A 25,079-nucleotide genomic window follows, 5' to 3' on the forward strand; every position below is an offset into this window, starting at 1 on the left:
CGGTGGAACGCATACAATACGACAACCTGCAGGAGACACTGTATTACGAAGTGCTGGATAACGGATTGCATGTTTATGTGCTGCCGAAGCCCGGCTTCCAGAAGACCTATGCCACCTTTGCCACGAAATACGGATCGGTCGATAACCGATTCCAGGTGCAGGGCCAGGAAGAAACCTCGGTGCCGGATGGCATTGCACATTTCCTGGAGCACAAAATGTTTGAAGAGCCGGAAGGCGGTGACGTCTTCGCCAAGTTCGCATCCAAGGGCGCATCGGCGAATGCGTTTACGAGCTTTGATCAAACGGTTTATCTGTTCTCGGCTACCGAGCATGTCCTGGATAATCTGGAGACCTTGATTGACTTCGTGCAGACTCCGCACTTTACGGATGAGAATGTAGAGAAGGAGAAAGGTATCATTGGCCAGGAAATCAATATGTATCAGGATAATCCGGACTGGCGTTTATATTTCGGTTTAATTGAAGCGATGTACAAGGTGCATCCAGTTCATATTGATATTGCAGGAACGATTGAGTCGATCGGAACGATTACGAAGGAAGATCTGTATACCTGCTACAATGCCTTTTATCACCCTAGCAATATGCTCTTATTCGTCGTGGGCGGGGTAGACCCGGAGCAGACCATTGCGATGGTCAGAGAGAACCAGAGTCGGAAGTCGTACCCGCCGCAGGGTCAAATTCGGCGTATTTTTGACGAAGAGCCGCAGGCGCCGTTCCAGGAGCGGAAGGTAAGCAGATTGGCTGTCTCGCTGCCTAAATGCTTGTTTGGCTTCAAGGAGAAGGTCACGGGACTTGGGGCCGAGGAGCAGCTGCGAAGAGATCTGAGCAGCAAGCTGATGTTGGATCTACTATTCAGTCCCAGCACGGAGCTGTATCAGAAGCTGTATGATGAGGATTTAATTTCGGATAATTTCTCTCACGAATTCAGCAGCTCGGTACAGTATGCATTCTCTGCGGCCGGCGGGGACACGAGAGATCCGGAGCTTCTGCTGAGCCGGATTCGTCAAGAGCTGGAGTCTCTGAAGGCAAAGGGATTTCATGCTGAGGATTTTGAACGGGCCAAAAAGAAAAAAATGGGCGGGTATCTGCGCATGCTTAACTCGCCGGAGAACATTGCGCATGAGTTTACCCGCTACCAATTCCGGGGCGCAAACCTGTTTACTGTCTTGCCGATCTATGAATCCATTACACTTGAGGACGTTAACCAGCGGCTTCAGGAGCATGTGCAGTGGGATCAGCTGGCCGTATCTCTGGTACTCAGCCCGGAATGATCTCACGGGGAGAGGTGAAGCCGATCGGGGAGATGACGGTGCTGGTAACGGGGGCCAGCCGGGGCATCGGGGCTGCAATTGCGGAGCGGTTTGCCGCGGTTGGCATGAATATCGTCATCCATTATTCAGCCTCCCATGAAGCGGCCAATGAGGTCGCGCGCAAATGCATGGCGAGCGGTGCGAAGGTGCTGACGGTCTCTGCCGACCTAAAGGATAAAGAGCAGATTCTGCGAATGAAGGAGAAGCTGCTGGACCACGGGATGGAGCCGGATATTCTGGTGAATAATGCCGGCATTGCCCATTATGGCCTGCTGTCAGACGTTTCCGAAGAGGAATGGGATGAGCTGATGGCTGTCAATCTGAAGGGGCTGTTTCTGTGCGCTCAGGCTTTTATGGGCCGCATGGTTTCCCAGCGCTATGGACGCATTATTAATGTGTCCTCGGTCTGGGGACAGTCCGGGGCAGCCTGCGAGGTGCTGTACTCCACCAGTAAAGGCGGAGTGAATGCATTTACGAAAGCGCTGGCCAAGGAGCTGGCTCCTTCCGGTGTTACCGTGAATGCGGTGGCCCCGGGCGCAGTGGATACTTCAATGCTGGATCATCTTCAGGGAGACGATTTGAAGCTGCTGGAGGAGGAAATTCCTGTCGGGCGCCTGGCCCAGCCGGATGAAATCTCTTCGCTGGTGTACTTTCTGGCCCTGCCGGAATCCGGTTATATTACAGGGCAAGTCATTAGTCCGAACGGTGGCTGGATGACCTGATCCATCAAGGTGAAGCATGACTTGGATGCTGCGGGTGGCGGATTTACCCACGCATAGCTGAGGAAGAGGGCGGACATATTAGTATTGTTCATCCCTAACACCCAATGCGAAATCACAAGGAGGCTTACATCATGTCATCCGTACTCAAGAACTTCGATTCCTGGAAAAAGTTTCTCGGCGAGCGTGTCGTTCAGGCCGAAAAAGCAGGCATGGACGAGAACACTATTTCTCAGCTGGCCTATGAAATCGGTGATTTTCTGGACGAAAAGGTCGATCCCGGCAACCATTCCAACCGCGCTCTGAAGGAAATTTGGGATGTGGGCAACGAGGAAGAGCGCCGCACGATCGCGAAGCTGATGGTCAAGCTGGCCAAAAATAACGCCTAAATCACCGCTAAGACCGGTGCTTTGCAAAAGTCATGAAAAGCCCCCTTGCTTCAGGGGGTTTTTTTATCCCAGGTTACAGAGTTGTCCTTGCCTTTCATTTTCATTTTATATATCATTAACGTGACCCGTTTCTCGACTTTTTACCTTTGAAGTTTGTCGAAATGTGATGGGAAAGAAGCAATGATGAGGTGTAATTGTGGAACCTAAACAATGGTATATGGAGTACAAGATACATAAGAACCGACCGGGCCTGCTGGGTGATATCGCATCCATGCTAGGGATGCTGGAGGTCAATATTCTGACCATTAACGGGGTTGAGGGACAGACCCGGGGCATGCTGCTCGAGACAAGTGATGATGAGAAAATCTCTCTGATGGGCCAGATGCTGAATAAAGTAAGCAACATTACAATTACTGCCCTGAGACCGCCTAAGCTGGTGGACATTCTGGCGGTTCGACATGGCCGTTACATTGACCGGGATTCGGACGATCGCAAAACGTTCCGTTTTACACGTGATGAATTAGGACTTTTGGTGGATTTTTTAGGAGAACTGTTTAAGAGAGAAGGCAATCAGGTGATTGGACTTCGGGGTATGCCCCGTGTCGGCAAAACAGAGTCTATTATCGCCGGCAGTGTCTGCGCGATGAAGCGCTGGACTTTTGTATCCTCTACGCTGCTGCGTCAAACGGTTCGCAGTCAGCTGTCGGAGGAAGAGCTGAATCCATCCAATGTTTTTATTATTGATGGGATTGTGAGCACGATTCGCTCGAATGAGCGGCACTATCAGCTGCTTCAGGATATTATGAGCGCCCCGAGCACGAAGGTGATTGAGCATCCGGATATTTTTATTCGGGAATCGGAATACAGCTATGATGATATTGATATTATTATTGAGCTTCGAAACAACCCGGGCGAGGAAATACTCTATGATACGATTACCGGCACATATAGTGATGATCTATAGAGGGTGATCTAGCACCGTAAAATCCAAGGGGAGGTGATGGCATGTCCGAACTGGGACAACAATTGAGAGAAGCGCGTCTTCAAAAAGGAATGAGTCTGGATGACGTGCAGGAGATAACGAAAATACGCAAACGCTACCTGGAAGCCATCGAGGCTGGCGATTATAAGGTGCTTCCCGGCAGCTTCTATGTACGGGCCTTCATCAAAACCTACGCGGAGGCGGTGGGTCTGAATCCGGATGAGCTGATGGAGGGACATAAGCAGGATATGCCGAAGGCTGCACCGGAAGCCACGATGGAGCCCGTTATTCAGAAGCGCTCGAGCCGAGCTTCCTCGGATCGCAACACAAGCTGGCTTCCGACGGTATTGATGTGGACTTTTCCGGTATTAATCGTTGCAGTCATCGTATACTACGCTTTCCTCGCGAACAAAAGTGATCCGAATGAAGGCTATACAGCTGTGCCGCCTGCCCAAGAGCAGCCAAGCGGCGAAGGCGCGTCCGGAGAGGGCGGCGGCGGGGAGCAGCCTGCCGAGCCATCGGATAACGGGGAAGCGGGAACAGATAATGCGCCTGTTGATGAGGAACCGGCTGAGGGCTCCGGAGAGGATGCTGAGGGCAACGGAGACGGTGCAGAGGACGGCAATTCGGAGGAAGAACCCGCCGAGGAGGAACCTGTGAATGTGTCTGTTACGCAGGACCGCTCGGAAGGAAAGTATACGATCTTTAAAGTGGCATCCCCTGCGGGTGCCGGTGTACCGGTTGAGATTACAGCCAGCGGAACGAGCTGGGTTGAAATTTACCGGGGCTATAATTCTCAGGGTGAGAATTTATATTATGGCAACATGAATGCGGGCGATGTTTTCACCGATGAGATGGATGCTCAGGGGCTGTACATCAAGTCAGCCTACTCTCCAGCGACAGTTATTAAAGTAGGAGGACAGGTCGTTACTGACGGCAAGTCCACCTCGAGACTGTTTTTTGAGCCTGTGGATGCTGAAGCTAGCGGTGAATGATCTCTCCGGTGATGATGGTGCTGGCAACGGGCCTGAATAAGGCTGGCATACACCGGGAAGAGTAACAGGTATAAGGTTTGCGATGCAGACCTGCCTGTACTCTCTTGGAAAAGGATGGCCTTGTTATGACTGTGAGCTGGATCGTTACGGGGCTGGGCTTCATTGTCAGCCTGTTAGGCTATTATCTGATCCCTTCGGATTGGGGCTACGGCATTCTGGGCTTTGGTCTGGCGCATATTGCGCTTGGTGTTCTGGATATGTTCCGTCAGCCTGCCCGCAGCGGCGAAAAGTCCTAAACTGCAGCAGCCCTGTTTCCGTTGAAGGAGACGGGGCTGCTGTTTATCTCTGTCCGTTCTGCTGTATATATTTAGGGGCATTAGACTTCATGCCTAACAATCTCTTATAATAGATAAATATTATGTCGTTGAAAGGAATGGTCACAGCTAATGGCTTCAGAAAATTCGTTTGATATTGTATCCAAGATGGACATGCAGGAGCTGAACAATGCCGTCACTCAAACGGAGCGGGAGATTGAGAACCGCTTTGACTTCAAGGGCAGTAAGAGCAGCCTGAAGCTGGAGAAGGACGCATTGGTTATTGTTTCGGATGATGAGTATAAATTGAATGCGGTCATTGATATTTTACAGACCAAGATGGTCAAGCGCGGCTTGTCGCTGAAAAATGTCGAATACGGCAAGCTTGAGCCGGCCTCCATGGGCACGGTGCGTCAGCGTCTGTCCTTGAAGCAAGGAGTTGATCAGGAGAATGCGAAGAAAATTAACATTCTGATCCGTGATTCTAAGCTGAAGGTAAAGAGCCAGATTCAAGGGGACCAGATTCGTGTAACTGGCAAGAGCCGGGATGATCTGCAGGACGTTATGCAGCTACTGCGTAAGGCCGATCTGCCGCTGGACCTTCAATTTACGAACCTGAAATCATAATGTAGGCTCACACGGAAGAAACTCGTTCTCTTTTTGACACGGTGCAGTGCTTAATATTATACTGAAACTCGGCATTGAGGCATTCAGTAGGTTATGCATTTACATACAACTACGGCGCTGGAAGCCGATTCGCTTGAAGCTGACGGCACGGCTCGTTAGGAGAAGAACCCCATTGCAGGGAGGCTGTTTCATGAATTTACCGAATCGCATAACGATCGCGCGAATTTGCTTGATTCCCGTTATGATGATTTTTCTGCTCGTCGATTTTGATTTTTATCCGGAGCCGATTGTGTGGGAGGGCTTCTCGCTGCCCTTTAATCAGCTGATCGCAGCCTTGATATTTATTCTGGCTGCAAGCACGGACTGGATAGACGGGTACCTGGCCCGGAAGCACAATATGATTACCAACCTGGGAAAGCTGCTTGATCCGCTGGCTGACAAGCTGCTCGTTGCGGCGGTACTGATTTCTCTGGTCGAAATGGGCAAGGTAGAATCATGGATCGTGGTCGTCATCATCAGCCGGGAGTTTGCGGTTACAGGCCTGAGGCAGATTGCTTTGCTGGACGGCGCAGTAGTAGCTGCAGGAAATTCTGGAAAGCTGAAGACGATTGTTCAGATTGTGGCGATCTCGGCGCTGTTGATCAACAATTTTCCGTTCGTATTTGTCGGAATTCCGTTTGATCGCATTGCCATCTGGGCTGCAGCGATCATAACGATTTACTCCGGAGTCGAATACTTTGTAAAGAACAAGCATCTTTTGCGCGGTGTTGGCGCGTCATAGCAATAGGAGAAATCCTATTGCTTTTTTCTTCCATAAAGTGCCCATCGTATAGCTATAAAATTTGAGATCACGACATACAGAGAGGCTGGGAGCTATGAAGGCTGAAATTATTGCTGTAGGTACAGAGCTGCTGCTGGGGCAGATCGTGAACACGAACGCACAATTTTTATCCAGAGAGCTGGCTGGAATGGGAATCGATGTGTATTATCAGACTGTTGTGGGCGACAACCTGTCACGTCTGAAGGAAGCGCTGCAGCTATCCAGCGCGAGAGCCGATATTGTCATTCTCTCCGGTGGACTGGGTCCGACCCAGGATGACTTGACGAAGGAAGCGGTGGCCGAATACTTGGGCACGAAGCTTCACTATGACCGTCTTGCGCTGGATAAGCTGGAGCGCTTTTTTCAGGATCGCAGCAAGCCGATGACGGAGAACAACAAGCGCCAAGCACTGGCCATTGACGGCGGTACCCCGCTGGACAATGAAACCGGGCTTGCAGTAGGCAATGCGGTGTCTAAAGATGGCAGACATTATATAATGCTGCCGGGACCACCCAAAGAGCTGATCCCCATGTTTCAACAGGAGGTCAAGCCGTGGCTGTTGCAGCATGTTCTGACCGATGAGCTGCCTATTTACTCCAAGATGCTGAAATTCGCCGGCATTGGAGAGTCGGCATTGGATGACCGTCTTACAGACCTGATTACGGCCCAGAGTGACCCTACGATTGCGTTATACGCCAAAGATGGAGAGGTTACGGTTCGTATTTCCACGAAAGCAGACAGTGAATTGAAGGCGATGGAGAAGCTGGATCAGCTGCAGGCTGAGATTGAAGCTATCGTGCCGGATCACATGTATGCCAGCCAGGATGTGCCGATCGAGCAGGTGATCGTAGACCTGATGGCCGATCAGGGCCTGACACTGAGCGCTGCCGAAAGCTGCACCGGGGGGCTCGTTATGGAAACGCTGACGTCCATTCCGGGAAGTGCCACAATGCTGCGCGGAGGTGTGGTCTGCTACACGAACGAAATGAAGCATAAGCTGGTAAACGTACCGTTACATTTGCTGGAAGGGGAGAACGCGGCAGGAGCGGTCTCAGCAGAAACGGCCGAGGTGCTCTGTGAGCAAATCCGAATGATTACAGATAGTGATTTCGGTTTGTCGATCACAGGGGTGGCTGGTCCGGGATATGCGGAGCGCAAGCCGATCGGGCTTGTATATATCGGAATTGCCGAGCGCGGTAAGAAGACAGAGGTTCACGAGCTGCACATCAAGGGAAATCGGGAGACGATTCGGGTTCGGGCGACCAAAGCATTGCTGTATCGTTTGTGGAGACGCTTGAAAGCAACCGAGCAGTAAAATTTTAACATTTTACTTGCCGCATTCTCCTCAGACAGGTATAATGGAGATACGGAAGAACCGTGGCATTCTATAGAGGAAAGCCGCGGTTCTTATTTTTTTGTCACGTGCCGGGGCTCCTTGAGGGGGTAAACAGCGGCACACAAAAAAACGAATGTATGTTCGAAAAAAAGCTTGGCAAACGTATCAAAACAAGGTATTATTATGTTATCAACATTTGAAGGGTTGTGGATGAATTGTCAGATCGTCGTGCTGCGCTGGATATGGCGCTCCGCCAGATTGAGAAACAGTTCGGTAAAGGCTCCATCATGAAACTCGGTGAGTCTACTCATATGCAAGTTGAAATCGTGCCAAGCGGCTCCTTGGCGTTAGATATAGCTTTAGGTACAGGCGGACTTCCAAGAGGCCGTATTGTTGAGGTATACGGACCGGAATCCTCGGGTAAGACAACAGTGGCACTGCACGCCATCGCTGAGGTTCAGAAGGTGGGCGGACAGGCTGCATTCATTGATGCGGAGCATGCGCTGGATCCATCTTATGCAAACAAACTGGGCGTTAACATTGACGAACTGCTGCTTTCCCAGCCGGATACGGGAGAACAGGCTTTGGAAATTGCCGAAGCACTGGTTCGCAGTGGGGCGGTTGACATTATTGTCATTGACTCTGTAGCAGCACTGGTGCCGAAAGCGGAAATCGAAGGCGATATGGGTGATTCCCACGTGGGTCTGCAGGCGCGTCTGATGTCACAGGCTCTGCGTAAGCTTTCGGGTGCTATCAGCAAATCCAAGACCATTGCAATCTTTATCAACCAGCTGCGCGAGAAAGTTGGCGTCATGTTCGGTAACCCGGAAACGACGCCGGGCGGACGAGCTCTGAAGTTTTACTCTACGGTACGTCTGGACGTGCGCCGGATTGAGAGCATCAAGATGGGCAACGACGTGGTGGGTAACCGTACCCGTGTCAAGGTAGTCAAGAACAAGGTAGCGCCTCCGTTCAAGCAAGCGGAGCTGGATATTATGTACGGTGAAGGTATTTCCAGAGAGGGCAGCCTCATTGATATTGGCACGGAACTGGACATTGTGGACAAGAGCGGTGCATGGTACTCCTTCTCCGGTGATCGTTTGGGACAGGGCCGGGAGAATGCGAAGCAGTTCCTGAAGGAGCACCCGGAAATTGCTGAAGTGATCGAGAACAAGATTCGTGAGGCCAGTAACCTGACAACGAATGTTCCCGTGCAGAGCGATAGCGAGAAAGCACAGGAAGATATGGAAGAACAGGAATTGTTCAAGGCAGAATAATTGATCTCCTTTTCATGGTAGATCGTGTGAAAATCCCGCACCGTGTTGAAGAACACGGTGTTTTTTTTCATCTGTAACGTGGAGTCATGGTACAGCAAAGCTGGAAGGAGAGGACTCATGCATCGTTATCAACAGGAACAACAGCTGGAAGGAACGGATTTATCGGATTTTCCAGAGGGAGAGGACCTAATCATTACAGCTGTAGAAGCTCTTCGCAAGCCAAGACATCGCTATCTTATATGGTTTGGACCGTATAGTATGTCTGTGCATGAGGACGTGATGATCAAGTATGTGATGACGAAGGATGCTGTCTTCCATAAAGCAGAGCTATTGGACATCGTAATGGCTGACGAAGAACAGCGTGCCTATGTGGAATCATTAAAATTTCTGGAACGAAAGCCGAGAACGGCGAAGGAGATTCAGCAGCGGCTGATGCAGAAAGGAATGACCGAGGATGCCATTCAGAAATCACTGCAGCGGCTAAGCCAGGAAGGTCTCATTGATGATGCCTGGTATGCAAAGCAGTGGGCCGAGCAGCGGATATCCGGTCACAAGAAGGGCAAAATGTGGGTAAAGCAGGAGTTAAAACAAAAGGGCATTGACAGCGAGATCATTACGGAGGCCCTGGATGAAGTGGATGAAGAAGCAGAGCTGGAGAGCTGCTATATCATCGGACGAAAGAAGTGGCAGCAGAGTAAAGGGGAGATCTTTGAGCGCAAACGGAAGACTGGAGCCTTTCTGATGCGCCGGGGCTTCACGGGCGACCAGGTGCGCAAGACCGTGAATCGGCTGGTGCAGGAGGAAGGACAGGATGAAGAACTGGAGGACGAGTCCTTTCATTGAGCAGCCGTTCGGGCAGCTGGAGGTTTCCCTGTGCTTTCCCTTGACAATATCTTTTCCTAAATACTAAAATAAATAGTGAATCGTTATCATTCATAAAGCCTTTTTCCTTCCCAAAAAGCGACTTTTATGAAAGATTCATATTCAACCAATTCATAGTGAAGTGCAATGCTGCCGCAAGGCAGGCTATGCACGGTGGTACGTCCGTGTGCTGCGTGGACGGCAGAGGCTTCTGCCGCAATTTTATGAATGAAGTTAAGGTGTTTTGACAACTGCACATTCCCAAGGAATGCCTTGGAGGAACCAACGAGGAGGTGACACAGATGCAGATGCCAGTATGGGGCTGGATCCTCGTTCTCTTGGTAGCCGCTATATTCTTTGGGTTCGGTTATTTTATTCGCAAATCCCTTGCAGAAGCTAAAATTTCCAGTGCGGAACATGCCGCCGTCCAGATCGTCGAAGATGCGAAGAAGGAAGCGGAAGCGCTGAAGAAAGAAACGGTTCTCGAAGCGAAAGATGAAGTGCACAAGATTCGAGCCGAAGCTGAAAAAGACACCCGCGAGCGCCGCAATGAAATACAGCGGCAGGAACGGAGATTGTTGCAAAAGGAAGAGTCGCTGGATAAAAAATTAGAATCTTTGGAACGTAAAGAAGAGCAAGTGGCGAACAAAGAGAAACGAATCGATGAAACCCAACAGCAGATTGATTTGATTTATAAGAATCAAGTCACAGAGCTGGAGCGGATCTCCAATCTGACGATGGAGGATGCTCGCAGCATTATTCTTAGCAATGTAGAACAGGAAGTTCGCCATGAAACGGCACAGATGATTAAAGAGATTGAGCAGCAAGCGAAGCAGGAAGCGGATAAGAAATCGCGTGAAATTATTACGCTGGCTATTCAGCGCTGTGCTGCCGATCATGTTGCAGAGACAACCGTTTCTGTAGTCACACTGCCGAATGAAGAGATGAAGGGCCGAATTATCGGTCGTGAAGGTCGGAATATTCGAGCACTGGAAACGCTGACGGGTATTGATCTTATTATTGATGATACGCCAGAGGCCGTGATTCTGTCTGGCTTTGATCCGATCCGGCGCGAAATTGCTCGCACCGCCTTGGAGAAGCTGGTCGCGGACGGACGTATCCATCCGGCCCGCATCGAAGAGATGGTGGAGAAATCCCGGAAGGAAGTGGATGAACGTATCCGGGAGTACGGGGAACAGGCCACCTTCGAGGTTGGCGTTCACGGATTGCATCCAGATCTGATCAAAATTCTCGGTCGCCTGAAATTCCGTACAAGCTACGGCCAGAACGTGCTGAAGCACTCCATGGAGGTCGCGTATCTCACAGGCCTGATGGCTGGCGAGCTGGGAGAAGATATTACTCTGGCGAAGCGGGCAGGCTTGCTGCATGACATTGGTAAGGCGCTGGATCACGAGGTGGAAGGATCACACGTGGAAATCGGTGTCGAGCTCGCGAAGAAGTACAAGGAGCATCCGGTGGTCATCAACAGTATCGCATCTCACCACGGTGATTGCGAAGCCACATCCGTGATTGCAATGCTCGTCGGAGCAGCAGATGCTTTATCTGCAGCGAGACCGGGCGCAAGACGAGAAACGCTGGAGACGTACATCAAGCGGCTGGAGAAGCTTGAAGGGATTACAGAATCCTTTGATGGCGTGGAGAAGTCCTACGCGATTCAAGCGGGCCGTGAGGTTCGCGTCATGGTTCAACCAGAGAAGATTGATGATGCGGAAGCATTCCGCCTGGCACGTGACATCACGAAGAAGATCGAGAATGAACTGGATTATCCAGGTCATATCAAGGTTACGGTCATTCGAGAGACGCGCGCGGTGGATTACGCTAAATAAGCAATGGACCCCTGAAGTGGCCGAGGAATTCGGCCACTTTTTTAAATGTCTGAGCTGAGACGTAAGAGATGAACCCACAAGGAGTGATTGGCATCAACGTATTATTTATCGGTGACATTGTAGGCAGCACAGGACGAAAAGCACTTCGAGCGACATTGCCGGCACTGAAATCCAAGTACAATCCGCATATTATTATCGTTAACGGTGAAAATGCAGCATCCGGCAGAGGGATTACCTCAGCCATTGCGAATGAGTTCTTCAATTGGGGCGTGCATGGCATTACGATGGGCAACCATACGTGGGATAACCGGGACATTTTTGAATTTATTGACGATGAGCCGCGTTTGATTCGCCCTGCTAACTTCCCGGCAGGCACTCCAGGTAGAGGCTACACGGTCGTTAAAGCTAACGGCAAGGAGCTGGCGATCATCAACGTGCAGGGAAGGACCTTTCTGCCGGCGATCGAATGTCCGTTTCGGACTACCGATGAGATTGTGGATGAACTGAAGCAGAAGCACAAGCATATCCTGGTGGATTTTCATGCCGAGGCGACTTCGGAAAAAATTGCTATGGGCTGGCATCTGGATGGACGGGCATCCATTGTCGTTGGAACTCATACGCATGTGCAAAGCAACGACGACACAATCCTGCCGGAAGGAACAGCTTATATTACAGACACCGGCATGGTTGGCTCCAAGGAAGGTGTGCTGGGAATGCAGCGGGACAGTGTGCTGTATAAATTCAAGACACAGCTTCCGGCACGCTTTGTGGTGGATGAAGGGAAATGGCATCTTCATGGTGTGTTCGTGAAGCTTGACGATGCGACCGGCCGTGCCATAAAAATTGAAAAAATCCGCCGTTACGAAGATGAATGGCAGATGGATTAAAATATTCTCCAGCGGTTAAAGAGTAAATAAGGGCAACTGGCAAAAAGAAGGAATTTTTTGGACATCCGCGAATAACATGGATATAAAATAAACTTTATTTTATATAAGCCATGAAGCCATGAAAGCCATGAAAGCAAACCATCACTCAACATTCCCAGGGGAGGTACTTACCATGGAAGTATTAAAAGTTTCAGCAAAATCCAATCCAAATTCAGTTGCAGGAGCGCTTGCAGGTGTGCTTCGTGAGCGTGGAGGTGCAGAGCTTCAGGCGATTGGAGCCGGAGCCCTGAATCAAGCCATTAAAGCCGTAGCGATTGCCCGGGGATTTGTAGCACCGAGCGGGGTGGATCTGATCTGTATCCCTGCTTTCACGGATATTGTTATTGATGGAGAAGACCGGACCGCGATTAAATTGATCGTCGAACCAAGATAAGGGACGGAATGTTGAGAGGATGAGCCTGTTTACATGAACTTGGTAAACAGGCTTTTTGCTATGATTTAAAGCTGCAAGGGGGGCGCATATGACAAAGGTTGTGGATTTTCACTGTGATGCACTGAGTAAGCTGTGGGAGAAGCCCGGATTGGCTTTTTCAGATGCTAAAGAGCTGGATGTATCCTTCAAAACGATGGAGCAGGGCGATGTAGCTCTGCAGGTGTTTGCGGTGTTTTTAGCCGAGCGGTTCGGCAGACCCAGCTTTGAACGCGTTCTGGCTCAGCTGGACATATTCCGGAATAAGCTGGCCGCAGGACCTCTGGAGTGGCTGAAGTGGAAGGAACAGATTGCAGAAATCAGAAGCGGCAGGCAGCGCTTTGGCATGCTTTCGTTGGAAGGGCTGGACGGGCTGGAGGGAAATTTGTTTTATGGGCAGCTGTGCTATGAGCTCGGAGTGCGGTTTATGGGCTTGACGTGGAACCATGCAAACTGGGCTGCTGACGGGGTGATGGAACCGCGGGGCGGTGGACTGACACGCAAAGGCCAGGAGTTCGTTGAGCTCTGCCAGCAGCTAGGGATATTACTGGATGTGTCTCACCTTTCCCCTGCCGGCTTCTGGGAGCTGGCTGAGATGAGCCGGCGTCCGCTGATTGCCTCTCACTCCAACTGTATGTCGGTATGCAGCCACCCGCGGAATCTGAGTAATGAACAAATTCAAGCGTTAATCGCCATGGATGGCTTGATCGGACTGACCTTCGTACCCTGGTTTATCCGAAATGAGGCCAAGGTGGTTACTCCCGAGGATCTGCTTCCGCATATTGAGCATGTCTGCTCCTTAGGAGGCGCAAAGCACCTGATGTTCGGGTCGGATTTCGACGGAATTGATGAGTGGGTAAGCGGGCTGGAGAATGCGTCTCGCTATCCGGAGTTTATCAACGTGCTGCTGAGGCATTATCCGGAGGAGCTTGTCAATGACTTCATTTCTGGCAACGCGCTGACCTTCCTGGAGAAGCATCTTCCATCACAAAATGGATAGCAGAACACAGCTAGAAAATATTTCTTGCCATTTTCACATTAAACCGATAAACTTTATCGTAATTAAAAAAAGCAATGGTGATATGACGCTTCAGAACTTATAATAGAACAAGTGCAGAACAGCTGCGACGCTGAGATGATGCATGGATTGGAAAAGGAGTGGAATTGTTTGATTAACCAGTTATCGTGGAAAATTGGCGGCCAGCAGGGTGAAGGTGTCGAGAGTACAGACCGGATTTTCTCAACAGCTTTGAATCGTCTGGGCTATTATCTTTACGGCTACCGTCATTTCTCGTCCAGAATTAAAGGCGGTCATACGAATAATAAAATAAGAATCAGCACGGATCCCATTCGCTCAATCTCGGATGATCTGGATATTCTCGTGGCCTTTGACCAGGAAAGTATTGACCTCAATGCGCATGAGCTGCGTCCGGGCGGCGTAGTGGTAGCAGATTCCAAGTTCAACCCGACCGTGCCGGACGGTACCCAGATCCGCTTGTTCTCTGTACCCATTACGGCCATTGCTGAAGAGCTTGGAACGTCACTGATGAAGAACATGGTAGCTTCCGGAGCGTCGTGGGCGCTTCTGGGACTGCCGTTAGACGTATTTAACCGCGCGGTGGAAGAGGAATTTGGCAGAAAGGGCCCGGCTGTCGTAGAGAAGAACCTGGAGGCTGTGAAGCGAGGCTCAGACTATGTCCTGGAGCTGGCCGGAGGCCCGCTGGATGAATTTAAGCTGCTCCCAGCAGATGGTAAGCAGAAGCTGTTTATGATCGGTAACGATGCCATTGGACTTGGCGCGGTAGCAGCAGGCTGCCGTCTCATGAGCGCATACCCGATTACCCCGGCTTCTGAAATTATGGAATATTTGATTAAGCAGCTGCCTAAATTTGGAGGCACAGTTGTTCAAACCGAGGATGAAATTGCTGCGGTGACCATGGCGATCGGTGCCAATTACGCTGGCGTCCGGACGATGACAGCGTCCGCAGGCCCGGGCCTTTCGCTCATGATGGAAGGTATTGGTCTTGCAGGCATGACAGAGACACCGGTAGTTATTGTAGATACCCAGCGCGGCGGACCGAGTACAGGCCTTCCAACGAAGCAGGAGCAAAGTGATATCAATGCTATGATTCACGGAACACACGGTGAAATTCCGAAGATCGTGCTGGCGCCAAGCTCCATTGAAGAGTGTTTTTATGATACGATCGAGGCCTTTAATTTGTCGGAGAAATACCAGGTGCCGGTCATTCTGGTAACCGATCTGCAGCTGTCGCTGGGCAAGCAGTCCTGTGAGCCGCTGGATTACAGCCGGATTGTGATCGATAGAGGAAGCCTAGTAGCCCAGGCGCCGGAGCTGGAAGAGAAAGAGCTGTTCCCGCGCTATGCGCTGACTGAGAATGGAATTTCGCCACGGGTACTGCCAGGACAGAAGAACGGCATTCACCACGTGACCGGAGTCGAGCATGACGAAACCGGACGTCCGTCCGAATCTGCGATCAACCGAAAGAACATGATGGATAAGCGTCTTGGCAAGCTGTCGGGTCTTGAAGTCAGAGATCCGGTTCTGGTAGATGCGCCTTATGAGACACCGGACCTGCTCATTATTGGAATGGGTTCGACGGGAGGTACCATTGACCAGGGCAGAGAGCTGCTGGAGAAGGACGGCATCAGCACCAATCATTTGACGGTACGCCTGCTGCATCCGTTCCCGGTGGAGGAAGTGCTGCCCTATGTGGAACAAGCCCGACAGGTTATCGTGGTGGAGAACAACGCCACTGCACAGCTTGCCGGCCTGGTGAAGCTGCATTGCGGACATGGAGACAAGATCAAGAGCGTACTGAAATATGACGGGAATCCGTTCCTGCCATCCATTATTTATCATGAGTGCAAGCAGATCTGCACAGCAAGCAAGGAGCTGGTATAATGGCAACCTTTAAGGAATTTCGTAACAATGTGAAGCCGAACTGGTGCCCAGGCTGCGGAGATTTCTCCATTCAGGCTGCGATCCAGCGGGCCGCAGCGAACACAGGATTAACACCGGAGGAGCTGGCGGTAATTTCGGGCATTGGCTGCTCCGGACGGATCTCGGGCTACATTCATGCCTATGGCCTGCATGGTATTCATGGCCGTGCACTCCCGATTGCGCAGGGAGTCAAGCTCGCGAACCGAGACTTGACGGTTATCGCTTCCGGCGGTGACGGAGACGGCTTTGCGATCGGGATGGGTCACACCATTCATGCTATTCGCAGAAATATGAACATCACGTATATCGTAATGGACAATCAGATTTATGGCCTGACCAAGGGACAAACCTCTCCCCGCAGTGCAGAGGGCTTCGTGACCAAGAGCACGCCTAGCGGCTCGATCGAGACGACCTTGTCGCCATTGGAGCTGGCCTTGTCGGCGGGCGCTACGTTTGTGGCTCAATCCTTTTCCAGTGACATTAAGCAGTTAACGGCATTAATTGAAGAGGGCATCAAGCATGAAGGCTTCTCAATTATTAATGTATTCAGTCCATGTGTGACCTTCAACAAGGTGAATACCTACGAATGGTTTAAAGAGAATATTGTCAATCTGGACTCTTTCCCGGATTATGATCCGAGCAACCGGATCCAGGCAATGACGAAGCTGATGGAAACGGGTGGATTGCTGACCGGTCTGATCTATCAAGACCAATCACGCAAAAGCTATGAGAATCAGATTCAAGGCTTCAAAGAGACGCCTCTGGCCCAACAGGACCTGGCGTTAACCGAGGAGCAATTTGACCATTTGATGGCAGAATTCAGATAATTGTTTGAACAGGCAGTGCGGCTTCCGTGCTGCCTTTTTATTTTTGGGTAATAGAGAGTATAATGGACGTTGGCATGACAGCATATAGAGAAAAACAAGGAGTGAGACAGATGAGTAAAACTGTTCCGGTGGGGGTTTCCGCCCGCCACATTCATTTGAGTCAGGAGCACATCGAAGCATTATTTGGAGCCGGCTATCAGCTGACAGAATTCAAGCCGCTCTCGCAGCCGGGTCAATTTGCTGCCAATGAAACTGTAGCTGTGATCGGCACCAAGGGTCAATTTGACAAGGTTCGTATTTTGGGTCCTGCCCGCAAGGCATCCCAGCTCGAAATATCCCGTACCGATTCCTTCGCAATCGGTGTTAAGGCACCTGTTCGCGAATCTGGCTATATTGATGGTACGCCGGGGATTACAATCAAAGGTCCGGCCGGTGAGGTAACCCTGGAGCAGGGAGTCATCGTGGCCGCGCGCCACATTCATTTTCACACCTCAGATGCAGAAAAATGGGGGATACAGGATAAAGATCTGCTCAAAGTTCGCTTGGGTGGAGAGCGGGGCCTCGTTCTTGAACATGTAGTAGCCCGCGTATCCCCGGACTTTGCACTTGATATGCATATTGATACCGATGAAGCCAATGCTGCCGGTGCGTCCACTGGAGATACAGCAGAAATCATCGACTAGCCGTTCCCTGCGGTGCAGCCGCCTTGACCTAGAGCAAGCCTTCGGGCTTGCTGAGGCCGGGGCGGCTTTTTCATGTTAACGTGTGGAGTAAATAAGCAGCTGATGCTGTGGCGCAGCATGTTTGTCAGGGGCTCAAGAATAAGGACCCCGGCAGTAGCCGGATGGGGAAGATCATGATATAATCAGAGACAATGCCTTTATTGGCGGTAATGTCGTTTAAGGGACTTTTACGGATTTAAGGAGTGACCAGCTGAATGTCCAAGGAGAAGAAGGATTACTCCAAGTATTTTGATTTTTCCGATGCGAAAGTGCTCTCCGAGGATGAGCGCGGCAAAAGAATCCGCATTCGCGGCCGGGAGATTAACATACTATCGGAGCCTGATCATAGACAAGAGAAGCAGCGCGGGAAACAAGATGTACAGGTACTGTACAATACAGAGGTGCCTGAAGAGTTTAAACATATCGGCAAAGACAAGTACTATTTGGTATATACGTATGGCTGTCAGATGAACGAACACGATTCGGAGACGATCAAGGGGCTTCTGGAGCAAATGGGCTATATGCCGACAGAGGACCGCAAGCAGGCAGATATTATTCTGCTCAACACCTGTGCGATTCGCGAGAATGCGGAGGATAAGGTGTTCGGTGAGCTGGGGCATATGAAGCATCTGAAGGTGGAGAAGCCGGATCTGCTGCTGGGTGTCTGCGGCTGTATGGCGCAGGAGGAAGGCGTAGTCAAGCGGATTTTGCAAAAGCATGGCTTTGTGGATCTGGTCTTCGGCACACATAACATTCATCGCCTGCCACACCTCATTCAGGAGGCTCTGCTCAGCAAAGAGCTCGTTGTGGAGGTATGGTCCAAGGAAGGCGACATCGTCGAGAATCTGCCCAAGAAAAGAGAAGGTCTGCGCGGCTGGGTTAACATCATGTACGGCTGCGACAAATTCTGTACCTATTGCATCGTGCCTTACACCCGTGGTAAAGAACGGAGCCGCCGGCCGGATGATGTGATTGCCGAGGTGCGTGAGCTGGCCAGACAGGGCTTTAAGGAAATTACGCTGCTGGGCCAGAATGTGAACGCCTACGGGAAGGATTTTACGGATATTCAGTACGGTTTCGGAGACCTGATGGATGAAATCCGCAAAATTGATATACCTCGAGTGCGCTTTACGACCTCTCATCCGCGGGACTTTGACGATCATCTGATTGAGGTGCTGGCGAAGCGGGGCAATCTGGTGGAGCATATTCATCTCCCGGTTCAATCCGGCAGCAGTGAGATCCTGAAGAAGATGAGCCGCAAGTATTCGCGGGAGGTTTATCTGGAGCTGGTCGGAAAGATCAAGCGAGCCATCCCGGACGTTGTTCTGACTACAGATATCATTGTGGGCTTCCCGGGCGAAAGTGATGAGCAGTTCGAAGAGACGCTCTCCCTGGTCCGTGAAGTAGGCTTTGATTTCGCCTACACCTTTATCTATTCTCCGCGGGAAGGAACGCCTGCAGCGGTTATGGAGGACAATGTTCCGATGGCTGTCAAGAAGCAGCGTCTGCAGCTATTGAACGATGCAATTCATGAATACAGCCGCAAGAGCAATGACCGGATGAAGGATGCCATTGTGGAGGTTCTGGTAGAAGGGGTCAGCAAGAACAAGGATCATATGCTGTCCGGGAGAACGCGCAGCAATAAGCTGGTCCATTTTGAAGGCACCGAGGATCTGATTGGCAGCTTGGTGCATGTTCGTATCACTGATCCAATGACCTGGTATATCAAGGGCGAGATGATGGAGCCTGTCATTCCTGCAAGCGATGCGGTTTAGGTTGTGCAAGTGTGGATTGATAATACTATGAATTGGAGCGATGAACGTGACTCAGGAACAGCGTGTAAATAATTACGGAATGGCTTCCTTTGACAGCCGCGACCTGGTAATCCGGGAAGATATTATGAAGAAAACGAAAGAGCTGGCAGAGCTCATTTCGACAAGTGAGGAAGTCAAAATGTTTCAGCAGGCGGAGGAGAAAATCCGCAGTCATGAGCATGTGCAGAAGCTGATTCAAACGATCAAGAAGAAGCAGAAGGAAATCGTGGCGTTTGAAACCTTCCAGAACCAGGACATGGTAACCAAAATCGAACGTGAAATTGATGAGCTTCAGGATGAAATTGACGCTATTCCTGTTGTGTCCGAGTTTCAACAGAGCCAAAGCGATATTAACTATTTGCTGCAGCTCGTGATGTCAGTCATTCATGATACCGTCTCGCAGAAGGTAAATGTCGAGACAGGTAAAGAAGCGCCACCGAGCAGCTGCGGCTAGAAAAGGTGCGGACCTGGGGTCCGCACCTTTTCTCTGTCTTTCCTTAACAACATGAAATGTAATATCTAAGGGTATCGTAAGGAGCAAGGAATTCTCAGGAAGGGCTTGACAGTCCAGATTAGTATGTCATAATGATATTATCAAATTAAAAGTAATGGTGATCACATGACGCAAAATGCAGATCCATCTCAATCTACTACGAAGCGCTACCGGACTCCCGATGGCGTACCGGCCGATATTGTAATGTTTACCCTGACGAAGCGGGAGCGAAAGACCGTCACCAAGACCCTGCCGATTCGTGAGCTCAAGGTGATGCTGATCCGCCGTAAATCCTGGCCTTGTGCCGGCATGTGGGCGCTGCCTGGAGGATTTTGCCGGGAAAGCGAATCTATATATGATGCTGCGACACGAGAGCTTAAGGAAGAAACCGGAGTCGATGGCGGCCATCTGGAGTACCTTGGCGTATATAGTGACCCTGGGCGGGATCCACGCGGATGGATTATCAGCCATGCCTTTTACGCCTTAGTCGAGGAATGGATGCTGGAGCACCGGCAGGCTGCGGATGATGCGGAAGAGGTCGGACTTTTCACCGTGAGCCAGGCTCTGGATGAGCTGGAGCTCGCTTTTGACCACCGACGCATCATTCTGGATGCTTACCGCCAAATTCAGCAGCAAATGCTGCAGACGACGATTGCCAAGCAGTTCCTGCCGGAGGAGTTTACGTTAAGCGAGCTGTATCAGGTCATTCAGACGGTCGTGCCGGAATTTAAGGAGCCGAACTTTATTCGTAAGATCACATCTACACGCAGCCGCCAGGGAATTCTGGAGGAGGTGCGGAATGAGGACGGAAAGCCGGTGAGCTCCAATCAGTATTCCCAGCGTCCGGCACAGCTGTACCGATTCACAGACCATACACCACTGCTATCCATGTACACTTAATCTCGGGGAACTGAAACGTGCTGAGGGATCGCTATATCTTGCAGCGAGCCTCCGTAGAAGCAAAGTGCTTTGAAATAAGGTGAATAAGGAGTGTGTATAGACATGAAGGCATTAATCGTAATTGATTTTACCCATGATTTCGTAGACGGCAAGCTCCCGGTAGGAGAAGCAGCTGTCGCGATCCAGCATACCGTGGCTGAGCTAACCCGCCGCTATGTGGAGCAGCAGGATTTTGTCGTCATGGCCGTAGATTTGCATGAAGAGAACGAAGCCTACCACCCTGAAGCCAAGCTGTTTCCGCCGCATAACCTTCGAGGGACTGAAGGCAGAAATCTCTTTGGTGCACTGGAATCGGCATATAAAGAGAATAAGGAACAGATTTACTGGATGGACAAGAGCCGATACAGTGCTTTTTGCGGAACGGATCTGGATGTCAAGCTGAGAGAACGCGGCATTCGGGAAATCAGCCTGATCGGAGTCTGTACAGACATTTGTGTGCTGCACACGGCTGTGGATGCTTACAATCTGGGCTATAACATCACGGTATATAAGGATGCAGTAGCCAGCTTTAATGCTGCAGGACATGATTGGGCCTTAACACATTTTGAAGGAACTCTGGGCGCGAGGGTAATAAACAGCAACTAAAACCCGGGACCGGCTCTTGAACGAGGCACCGGGCAGCGGACGAAGGAGGAGCATCACATGAAGGCTGGACTGGCTTTGCATACGGATAAATATCAGATCAATATGATGTACGCACATTGGGTTAACGGCTCTCACGAGACTCGGGCCGTATTCGAGGCTTATTTCCGCAAGCTTCCCTTCGGCAACGGGTATGCTGTGTTTGCCGGCCTGGAGCGAATTGTTAACTATATTAATCAATTGCAATTCAGTGAAGAGGATATCGCTTACTTAGCCAAGCAGGAGGAGCAGTACGAGCCTGCCTTTCTGGAGGAGCTGCGTCATTTCCGGTTTCAAGGAACGATACACGCGATGAAGGAAGGCTCACTGGTCTTCGCCAACGAGCCTTTAATCCGGGTAGAGGGACGCATTATGGAAACGCAGCTGGTGGAGACAGCCATCTTGAACTTTATGAATTTTCAGACGCTGATTGCAACTAAAGCTTCCCGGATCCGCCAGGTTGCGAGCGGAGATACCCTGCTGGAGTTCGGAACCCGCCGTGCGCAGGAAGCAGATGCTGCCGTATGGGGAGCCAGGGCTGCATATATTTCGGGATTTCATGCTACCTCCAATATGCTGGCCGGTGAGCAGTTCGGCATTCCAACGAAGGGCACGCACGCGCATTCCTGGGTGCAGACGTTTCATAATGAGCAGGAGGCATTCGATATTTTTGCCCGGGTTATGCCTGATCAGGTGACGCTGCTGGTTGATACCTACGATACCTTGTCCAGCGGTGTGCCGAACGCAATCCGGACGGCGAAGAAGCTGGAGGCTCAAGGGAAACGAATGAACGCTATCCGCCTGGACAGCGGAGATCTTGCGTATCTATCCATCAAGGCGCGTCAAATGCTGGATGATGCGGGCCTATCTTATGTCAAGATTGTCGCCTCCAATGATCTGGATGAGAATACGATTCTGGATTTGAAGGCACAAGGTGCCAAGATTGATATTTGGGGCGTAGGCACCCAGCTGATAACGGCAGCGGATCAGCCTGCTCTGGGCGGCGTATACAAACTGGTGGAGCGGGAAGTAGATGGAGCCATGAAAGCCACCATTAAAATTTCTGCCAATCCGGAGAAGGTGTCCACCCCTGGCAAAAAGGAAGTGTACCGAATTATCTCCAAAGGAAGCGGGAAAGCCATTGCAGATTACATCTGCTTCCCTGAAGAGAGCATGCCGCCGGAGGGAGGCAAGCTGAAGCTGTTTAATCCGCTACATCCTTACATGCGCAAGAATGTCCGGGACTTTCAGGCGGTGCCGATGCTGACGCCTATATTTGACCAAGGCCAGCTCGTGTATGAGCTGCCGACACTGGAGGAGATCCGTGAGCATCATAATGGACAGCTGCAGCAGTTCTGGCCAGAATATCTCCGCAAGCTGAACCCCGAAATCTATCGTATTAATTTAAGCGAGCAGGTGTGGGAGCTGAAGCAGCGCTTGATCGCGGAGTATATGGAGGAGCTGGGACAGGATCAACAGGACGAGGATTAAAGGTAGATGAGGAGGGACCTGCTGAGGCAGGTCTTTTTTTGCGTAAAGGCTTTTAAAGCAGCGGCATGTAGATCATTATTTCTCGGGAAAGCGCAGAAGGCGTCATTTCTCGGGAGCTTTACAGGCAATTCGACAAGGGGAGGCTATTTCCAGTTGTTCTCTACACCTTAGACTCAAAAGACACAATAAATAATTATCATAAATGTCATGCCATAATATTGAAAATTTGGTATTGTAGTATACAGGGTGCAAATAAAACGTAAGTCTAGGAGAGAAAACTTGATATGGTCAACAAAGTGATGAACAGTATAAAATTTGATCTAATGATTTTACTGCGTAGATGGTTTTTCTGGATTTCTTTCATTCTATTAATCATAGGTTTACTGTACATTGTGTGGTTTCGGTTAGTGTCTGGTGACGCAGGGGGAGCATTAACCTCCAGTGCAGCAGTCGTGCAGATTGGTATGTTGTATTTTTCGATCATCGGGTTCTACATGGTCCGTCAAGATAACACTAACCAGATGTCTGAACTTGTGAATACGATCTCAATGGGATACTTACATAAATTCATTTCCAAATTTGTCTGTGTTGTTTTCCTGATTGTGGGCTATGCTCTCCTTTCTCTGTCTATCATTTTGTTATTCTTCAATAGGTTTGGAGTTCCATTTGAGATGTATATCAAAACCGTATTATACATCATGCTTTATTATGTGCTGCCGTTTTGGATCTCTGCCTGGCTAGGATGTTTGCTGGGAGGGAGTGGGAAGTTCAAAGCCTCATTGCTGGGATTATTGCTGTTCAATATTTTTGCGGGGCCGATGAATACCTTAATCCTTACGAATTTGATGGCTGTTCTAAATATCAATCTATATCCATTACTATCCATCCTCAATTTAGGCCAGTCCGATATTCATCTGTTATATGATCCCATATACGGATTTCCATTAGAATTAAACCGCTGGCTTATAAAGCTGCAATGGCTCGCCTTACTTGTAATCATGATAATTCTTAAATTAAAGATGAAACAAGAGATCAAAATGCCTAGTGCAATTGGAGGCGTTATAGTTTGCATGGCCTTGATTATTATCAATCAGTATATCATTTTGCAGCCCAGCCAAGTGATTCATACACTAAGCGAGAAGGATTCGAAAGAGCTTTATGACAAAAATTTTTATTCCGAGATGGTTGTTGATCAGAAAGCTAAAGAGCCCATTGAATTCCAAGTTCAATCGTATCAAGTGAAACTGGATGTAAAAAGGTCATTGCAAGTACAAGCAGATTTAGATTTACGGATGGGGAAGAATGTAGATAAGCTTACTTTTAGCCTATACCATAATTTTCATATTGAACATATACAAGACGAGACAGGAAATAATCTTCAATTTCACCGGAATCAAGACAGATTAGAGATTATACTTGCAAAGAATGTTGTGAAGGGGGAGTCGGTTCATCTGCGTATAACATATAGCGGGATAAGCTCTCCTTATTTTTACGCGAATGAACAGGCCGTTTTACTTCCTGCATACTTTAACTGGCTCCCGTCTCCGGGTTATTACCCATCTATGATTAATCAAGACGGCTACCGATTAGTGCAGGTGCCAAGCAGCTTGATTGACACTCCCATAAGCTATGAGCTGCGATACTCAGGTGATAAACATATTTTTACGAATTTGACCCAGAGCAGTCCAGGAATTTGGAAAGGGGAAACGAGCAGCGGCATAACCGTTGTCGCGGGAATGGTCAAATCACAAAGGATGGATCAAATGACGGTATTTGATTCGTTATCCAATTATAAAGCAGAAGAGTCCATAAGAAATTATATTGATGCTATACAGCAGATTCGCCCTAAGATTTTAGATGATTTTGGTATTCAAAAGCCACAATTGACAAAAATATTTTTTCTCCCCCTTCCCATTGAAGCAGCCAAAGTATTTAAATCAACATGGGATCTCGGAGACTATTGGATTGTATCGACTCAGAGCCATCTAAATCATGACATTCTAAACTATGAAGCTTTAAATGTGGCAGGAATCACGAGTAGCCTGCTGCGCTCACCCGAAATCTCTATGAATGCAGCTAATGAGGATTTGATGCTTGTGGCTTATGAACATTGGTATTATCTACAGCACAATATCGATGAGAAAAGCTCATTGGCTCGATTTGTTGACTATGGATATATAGACCCCGAATTTAAATTGTGGATAGAGAAAAATTCAGAGTATCAGGAAGAGATGAGAACATTTTTTAGACATTGGCTCGTCATGATCGAAAAAGGAGCCAACGAAAGACAAATTAAACAATTTATCGCGGATAAAATGGAAGAAGGGCGGGTGTGAGC

24 protein-coding genes are annotated in these 25,079 nt (G+C 49.7%); all 24 read left to right on the forward strand.

Going from position 1 to position 25,079, the window contains the following annotated elements; translation table 11 throughout:
- Window positions 1-2: 2 nt before the first annotated feature.
- The 24 genes from yfmH (at window position 3) to JJQ72_RS09305 (ending at window position 25,077) form a co-directional block, all read left to right on the forward strand.
- Window positions 3-1,289 (forward strand): EF-P 5-aminopentanol modification-associated protein YfmH, encoded by a 1,287-nt coding sequence (gene yfmH, locus JJQ72_RS09190; protein ID WP_208203466.1) that lies wholly within the window; start codon window positions 3-5, stop codon window positions 1,287-1,289.
- Window positions 1,286-2,050 carry an elongation factor P 5-aminopentanone reductase gene (ymfI, locus tag JJQ72_RS09195; protein WP_208203559.1) on the forward strand — a complete coding sequence of 255 codons (765 nt, stop codon included), beginning with the start codon at window positions 1,286-1,288 and terminating at the stop codon, window positions 2,048-2,050. The genes yfmH and ymfI overlap by 4 nt, the downstream gene beginning before the upstream one ends.
- Window positions 2,051-2,181: 131 nt before the next feature.
- Window positions 2,182-2,436 carry a DUF3243 domain-containing protein gene (locus tag JJQ72_RS09200; RefSeq protein ID WP_138226061.1) on the forward strand — a complete coding sequence of 85 codons (255 nt, stop codon included), beginning with the start codon at window positions 2,182-2,184 and terminating at the stop codon, window positions 2,434-2,436.
- 196 nt (window positions 2,437-2,632) lie between these two features.
- Complete coding sequence (locus JJQ72_RS09205) at window positions 2,633-3,400, forward strand: DUF3388 domain-containing protein (RefSeq protein WP_208203467.1); 768 nt, start codon at window positions 2,633-2,635, stop codon at window positions 3,398-3,400.
- Window positions 3,401-3,441: 41 nt separating this feature from the next.
- Window positions 3,442-4,413 carry a helix-turn-helix domain-containing protein gene (locus JJQ72_RS09210; protein WP_138226059.1) on the forward strand — a complete coding sequence of 324 codons (972 nt, stop codon included), beginning with the start codon at window positions 3,442-3,444 and terminating at the stop codon, window positions 4,411-4,413.
- 125 nt (window positions 4,414-4,538) lie between these two features.
- A complete protein-coding gene (locus JJQ72_RS09215) occupies window positions 4,539-4,709 on the forward strand; it encodes a DUF4175 domain-containing protein (protein ID WP_138226058.1) in 171 nt (56 codons plus the stop codon).
- A 150-nt stretch (window positions 4,710-4,859) separates the two neighbouring features.
- Complete coding sequence (locus JJQ72_RS09220) at window positions 4,860-5,354, forward strand: YajQ family cyclic di-GMP-binding protein (protein WP_138226057.1); 495 nt, start codon at window positions 4,860-4,862, stop codon at window positions 5,352-5,354.
- Between the two features lie 190 nt (window positions 5,355-5,544).
- Window positions 5,545-6,135, forward strand: coding sequence for a CDP-diacylglycerol--glycerol-3-phosphate 3-phosphatidyltransferase (pgsA, locus tag JJQ72_RS09225; protein WP_138226056.1), 591 nt, complete (start codon window positions 5,545-5,547; stop codon window positions 6,133-6,135).
- 94 nt (window positions 6,136-6,229) lie between these two features.
- Window positions 6,230-7,489, forward strand: coding sequence for a competence/damage-inducible protein A (locus tag JJQ72_RS09230; RefSeq protein WP_208203468.1), 1,260 nt, complete (start codon window positions 6,230-6,232; stop codon window positions 7,487-7,489).
- Window positions 7,490-7,725: 236 nt separating this feature from the next.
- Window positions 7,726-8,787, forward strand: a complete 1,062-nt coding sequence (recA, locus tag JJQ72_RS09235; protein WP_138226054.1) for a recombinase RecA — start codon at window positions 7,726-7,728, stop codon at window positions 8,785-8,787.
- 117 nt (window positions 8,788-8,904) lie between these two features.
- Window positions 8,905-9,630, forward strand: a complete 726-nt coding sequence (locus JJQ72_RS09240; protein WP_208203469.1) for a regulatory protein RecX — start codon at window positions 8,905-8,907, stop codon at window positions 9,628-9,630.
- Between the two features lie 326 nt (window positions 9,631-9,956).
- Complete coding sequence (gene rny, locus JJQ72_RS09245) at window positions 9,957-11,495, forward strand: ribonuclease Y (RefSeq protein ID WP_138227779.1); 1,539 nt, start codon at window positions 9,957-9,959, stop codon at window positions 11,493-11,495.
- 68 nt (window positions 11,496-11,563) lie between these two features.
- Entirely contained in the window at window positions 11,564-12,382 is an 819-nt protein-coding gene (locus JJQ72_RS09250) for a TIGR00282 family metallophosphoesterase (RefSeq protein ID WP_243895989.1), read from the forward strand.
- Window positions 12,383-12,554: 172 nt separating this feature from the next.
- Window positions 12,555-12,815: a stage V sporulation protein S gene (locus JJQ72_RS09255; RefSeq protein WP_006211249.1), complete on the forward strand. Its 261-nt coding sequence runs from the start codon at window positions 12,555-12,557 to the stop codon at window positions 12,813-12,815.
- An 88-nt stretch (window positions 12,816-12,903) separates the two neighbouring features.
- Window positions 12,904-13,851: a dipeptidase gene (locus JJQ72_RS09260; RefSeq protein ID WP_208203470.1), complete on the forward strand. Its 948-nt coding sequence runs from the start codon at window positions 12,904-12,906 to the stop codon at window positions 13,849-13,851.
- Window positions 13,852-14,019: 168 nt separating this feature from the next.
- Complete coding sequence (locus tag JJQ72_RS09265) at window positions 14,020-15,774, forward strand: 2-oxoacid:acceptor oxidoreductase subunit alpha (protein WP_138226051.1); 1,755 nt, start codon at window positions 14,020-14,022, stop codon at window positions 15,772-15,774.
- A complete protein-coding gene (locus JJQ72_RS09270; protein ID WP_138226050.1) occupies window positions 15,774-16,640 on the forward strand; it encodes a 2-oxoacid:ferredoxin oxidoreductase subunit beta in 867 nt (288 codons plus the stop codon). The genes JJQ72_RS09265 and JJQ72_RS09270 overlap by 1 nt, the downstream gene beginning before the upstream one ends.
- A gap of 110 nt (window positions 16,641-16,750) precedes the next feature.
- Entirely contained in the window at window positions 16,751-17,323 is a 573-nt protein-coding gene (pduL, locus tag JJQ72_RS09275) for a phosphate propanoyltransferase (protein WP_138226049.1), read from the forward strand.
- 254 nt (window positions 17,324-17,577) lie between these two features.
- Window positions 17,578-19,137 carry a tRNA (N6-isopentenyl adenosine(37)-C2)-methylthiotransferase MiaB gene (miaB, locus tag JJQ72_RS09280; RefSeq protein ID WP_138226048.1) on the forward strand — a complete coding sequence of 520 codons (1,560 nt, stop codon included), beginning with the start codon at window positions 17,578-17,580 and terminating at the stop codon, window positions 19,135-19,137.
- Window positions 19,138-19,216: 79 nt separating this feature from the next.
- Window positions 19,217-19,630: a YlbF/YmcA family competence regulator gene (locus JJQ72_RS09285; RefSeq protein ID WP_138227777.1), complete on the forward strand. Its 414-nt coding sequence runs from the start codon at window positions 19,217-19,219 to the stop codon at window positions 19,628-19,630.
- Window positions 19,631-19,795: 165 nt separating this feature from the next.
- Entirely contained in the window at window positions 19,796-20,569 is a 774-nt protein-coding gene (locus JJQ72_RS09290) for an NUDIX hydrolase (RefSeq protein WP_138226047.1), read from the forward strand.
- 102 nt (window positions 20,570-20,671) lie between these two features.
- Window positions 20,672-21,214, forward strand: a complete 543-nt coding sequence (locus tag JJQ72_RS09295; protein WP_138226046.1) for a cysteine hydrolase family protein — start codon at window positions 20,672-20,674, stop codon at window positions 21,212-21,214.
- 57 nt (window positions 21,215-21,271) lie between these two features.
- Window positions 21,272-22,741: a nicotinate phosphoribosyltransferase gene (locus tag JJQ72_RS09300; RefSeq protein WP_138226045.1), complete on the forward strand. Its 1,470-nt coding sequence runs from the start codon at window positions 21,272-21,274 to the stop codon at window positions 22,739-22,741.
- 284 nt (window positions 22,742-23,025) lie between these two features.
- Window positions 23,026-25,077: a hypothetical protein gene (locus JJQ72_RS09305; protein ID WP_208203471.1), complete on the forward strand. Its 2,052-nt coding sequence runs from the start codon at window positions 23,026-23,028 to the stop codon at window positions 25,075-25,077.
- The last annotated feature ends 2 nt before the right edge of the window (window positions 25,078-25,079 follow it).

The organism is Paenibacillus sp. F411, assembly GCF_017582705.1.
GTDB lineage: Bacteria > Bacillota > Bacilli > Paenibacillales > Paenibacillaceae > Paenibacillus_AQ > Paenibacillus_AQ algicola.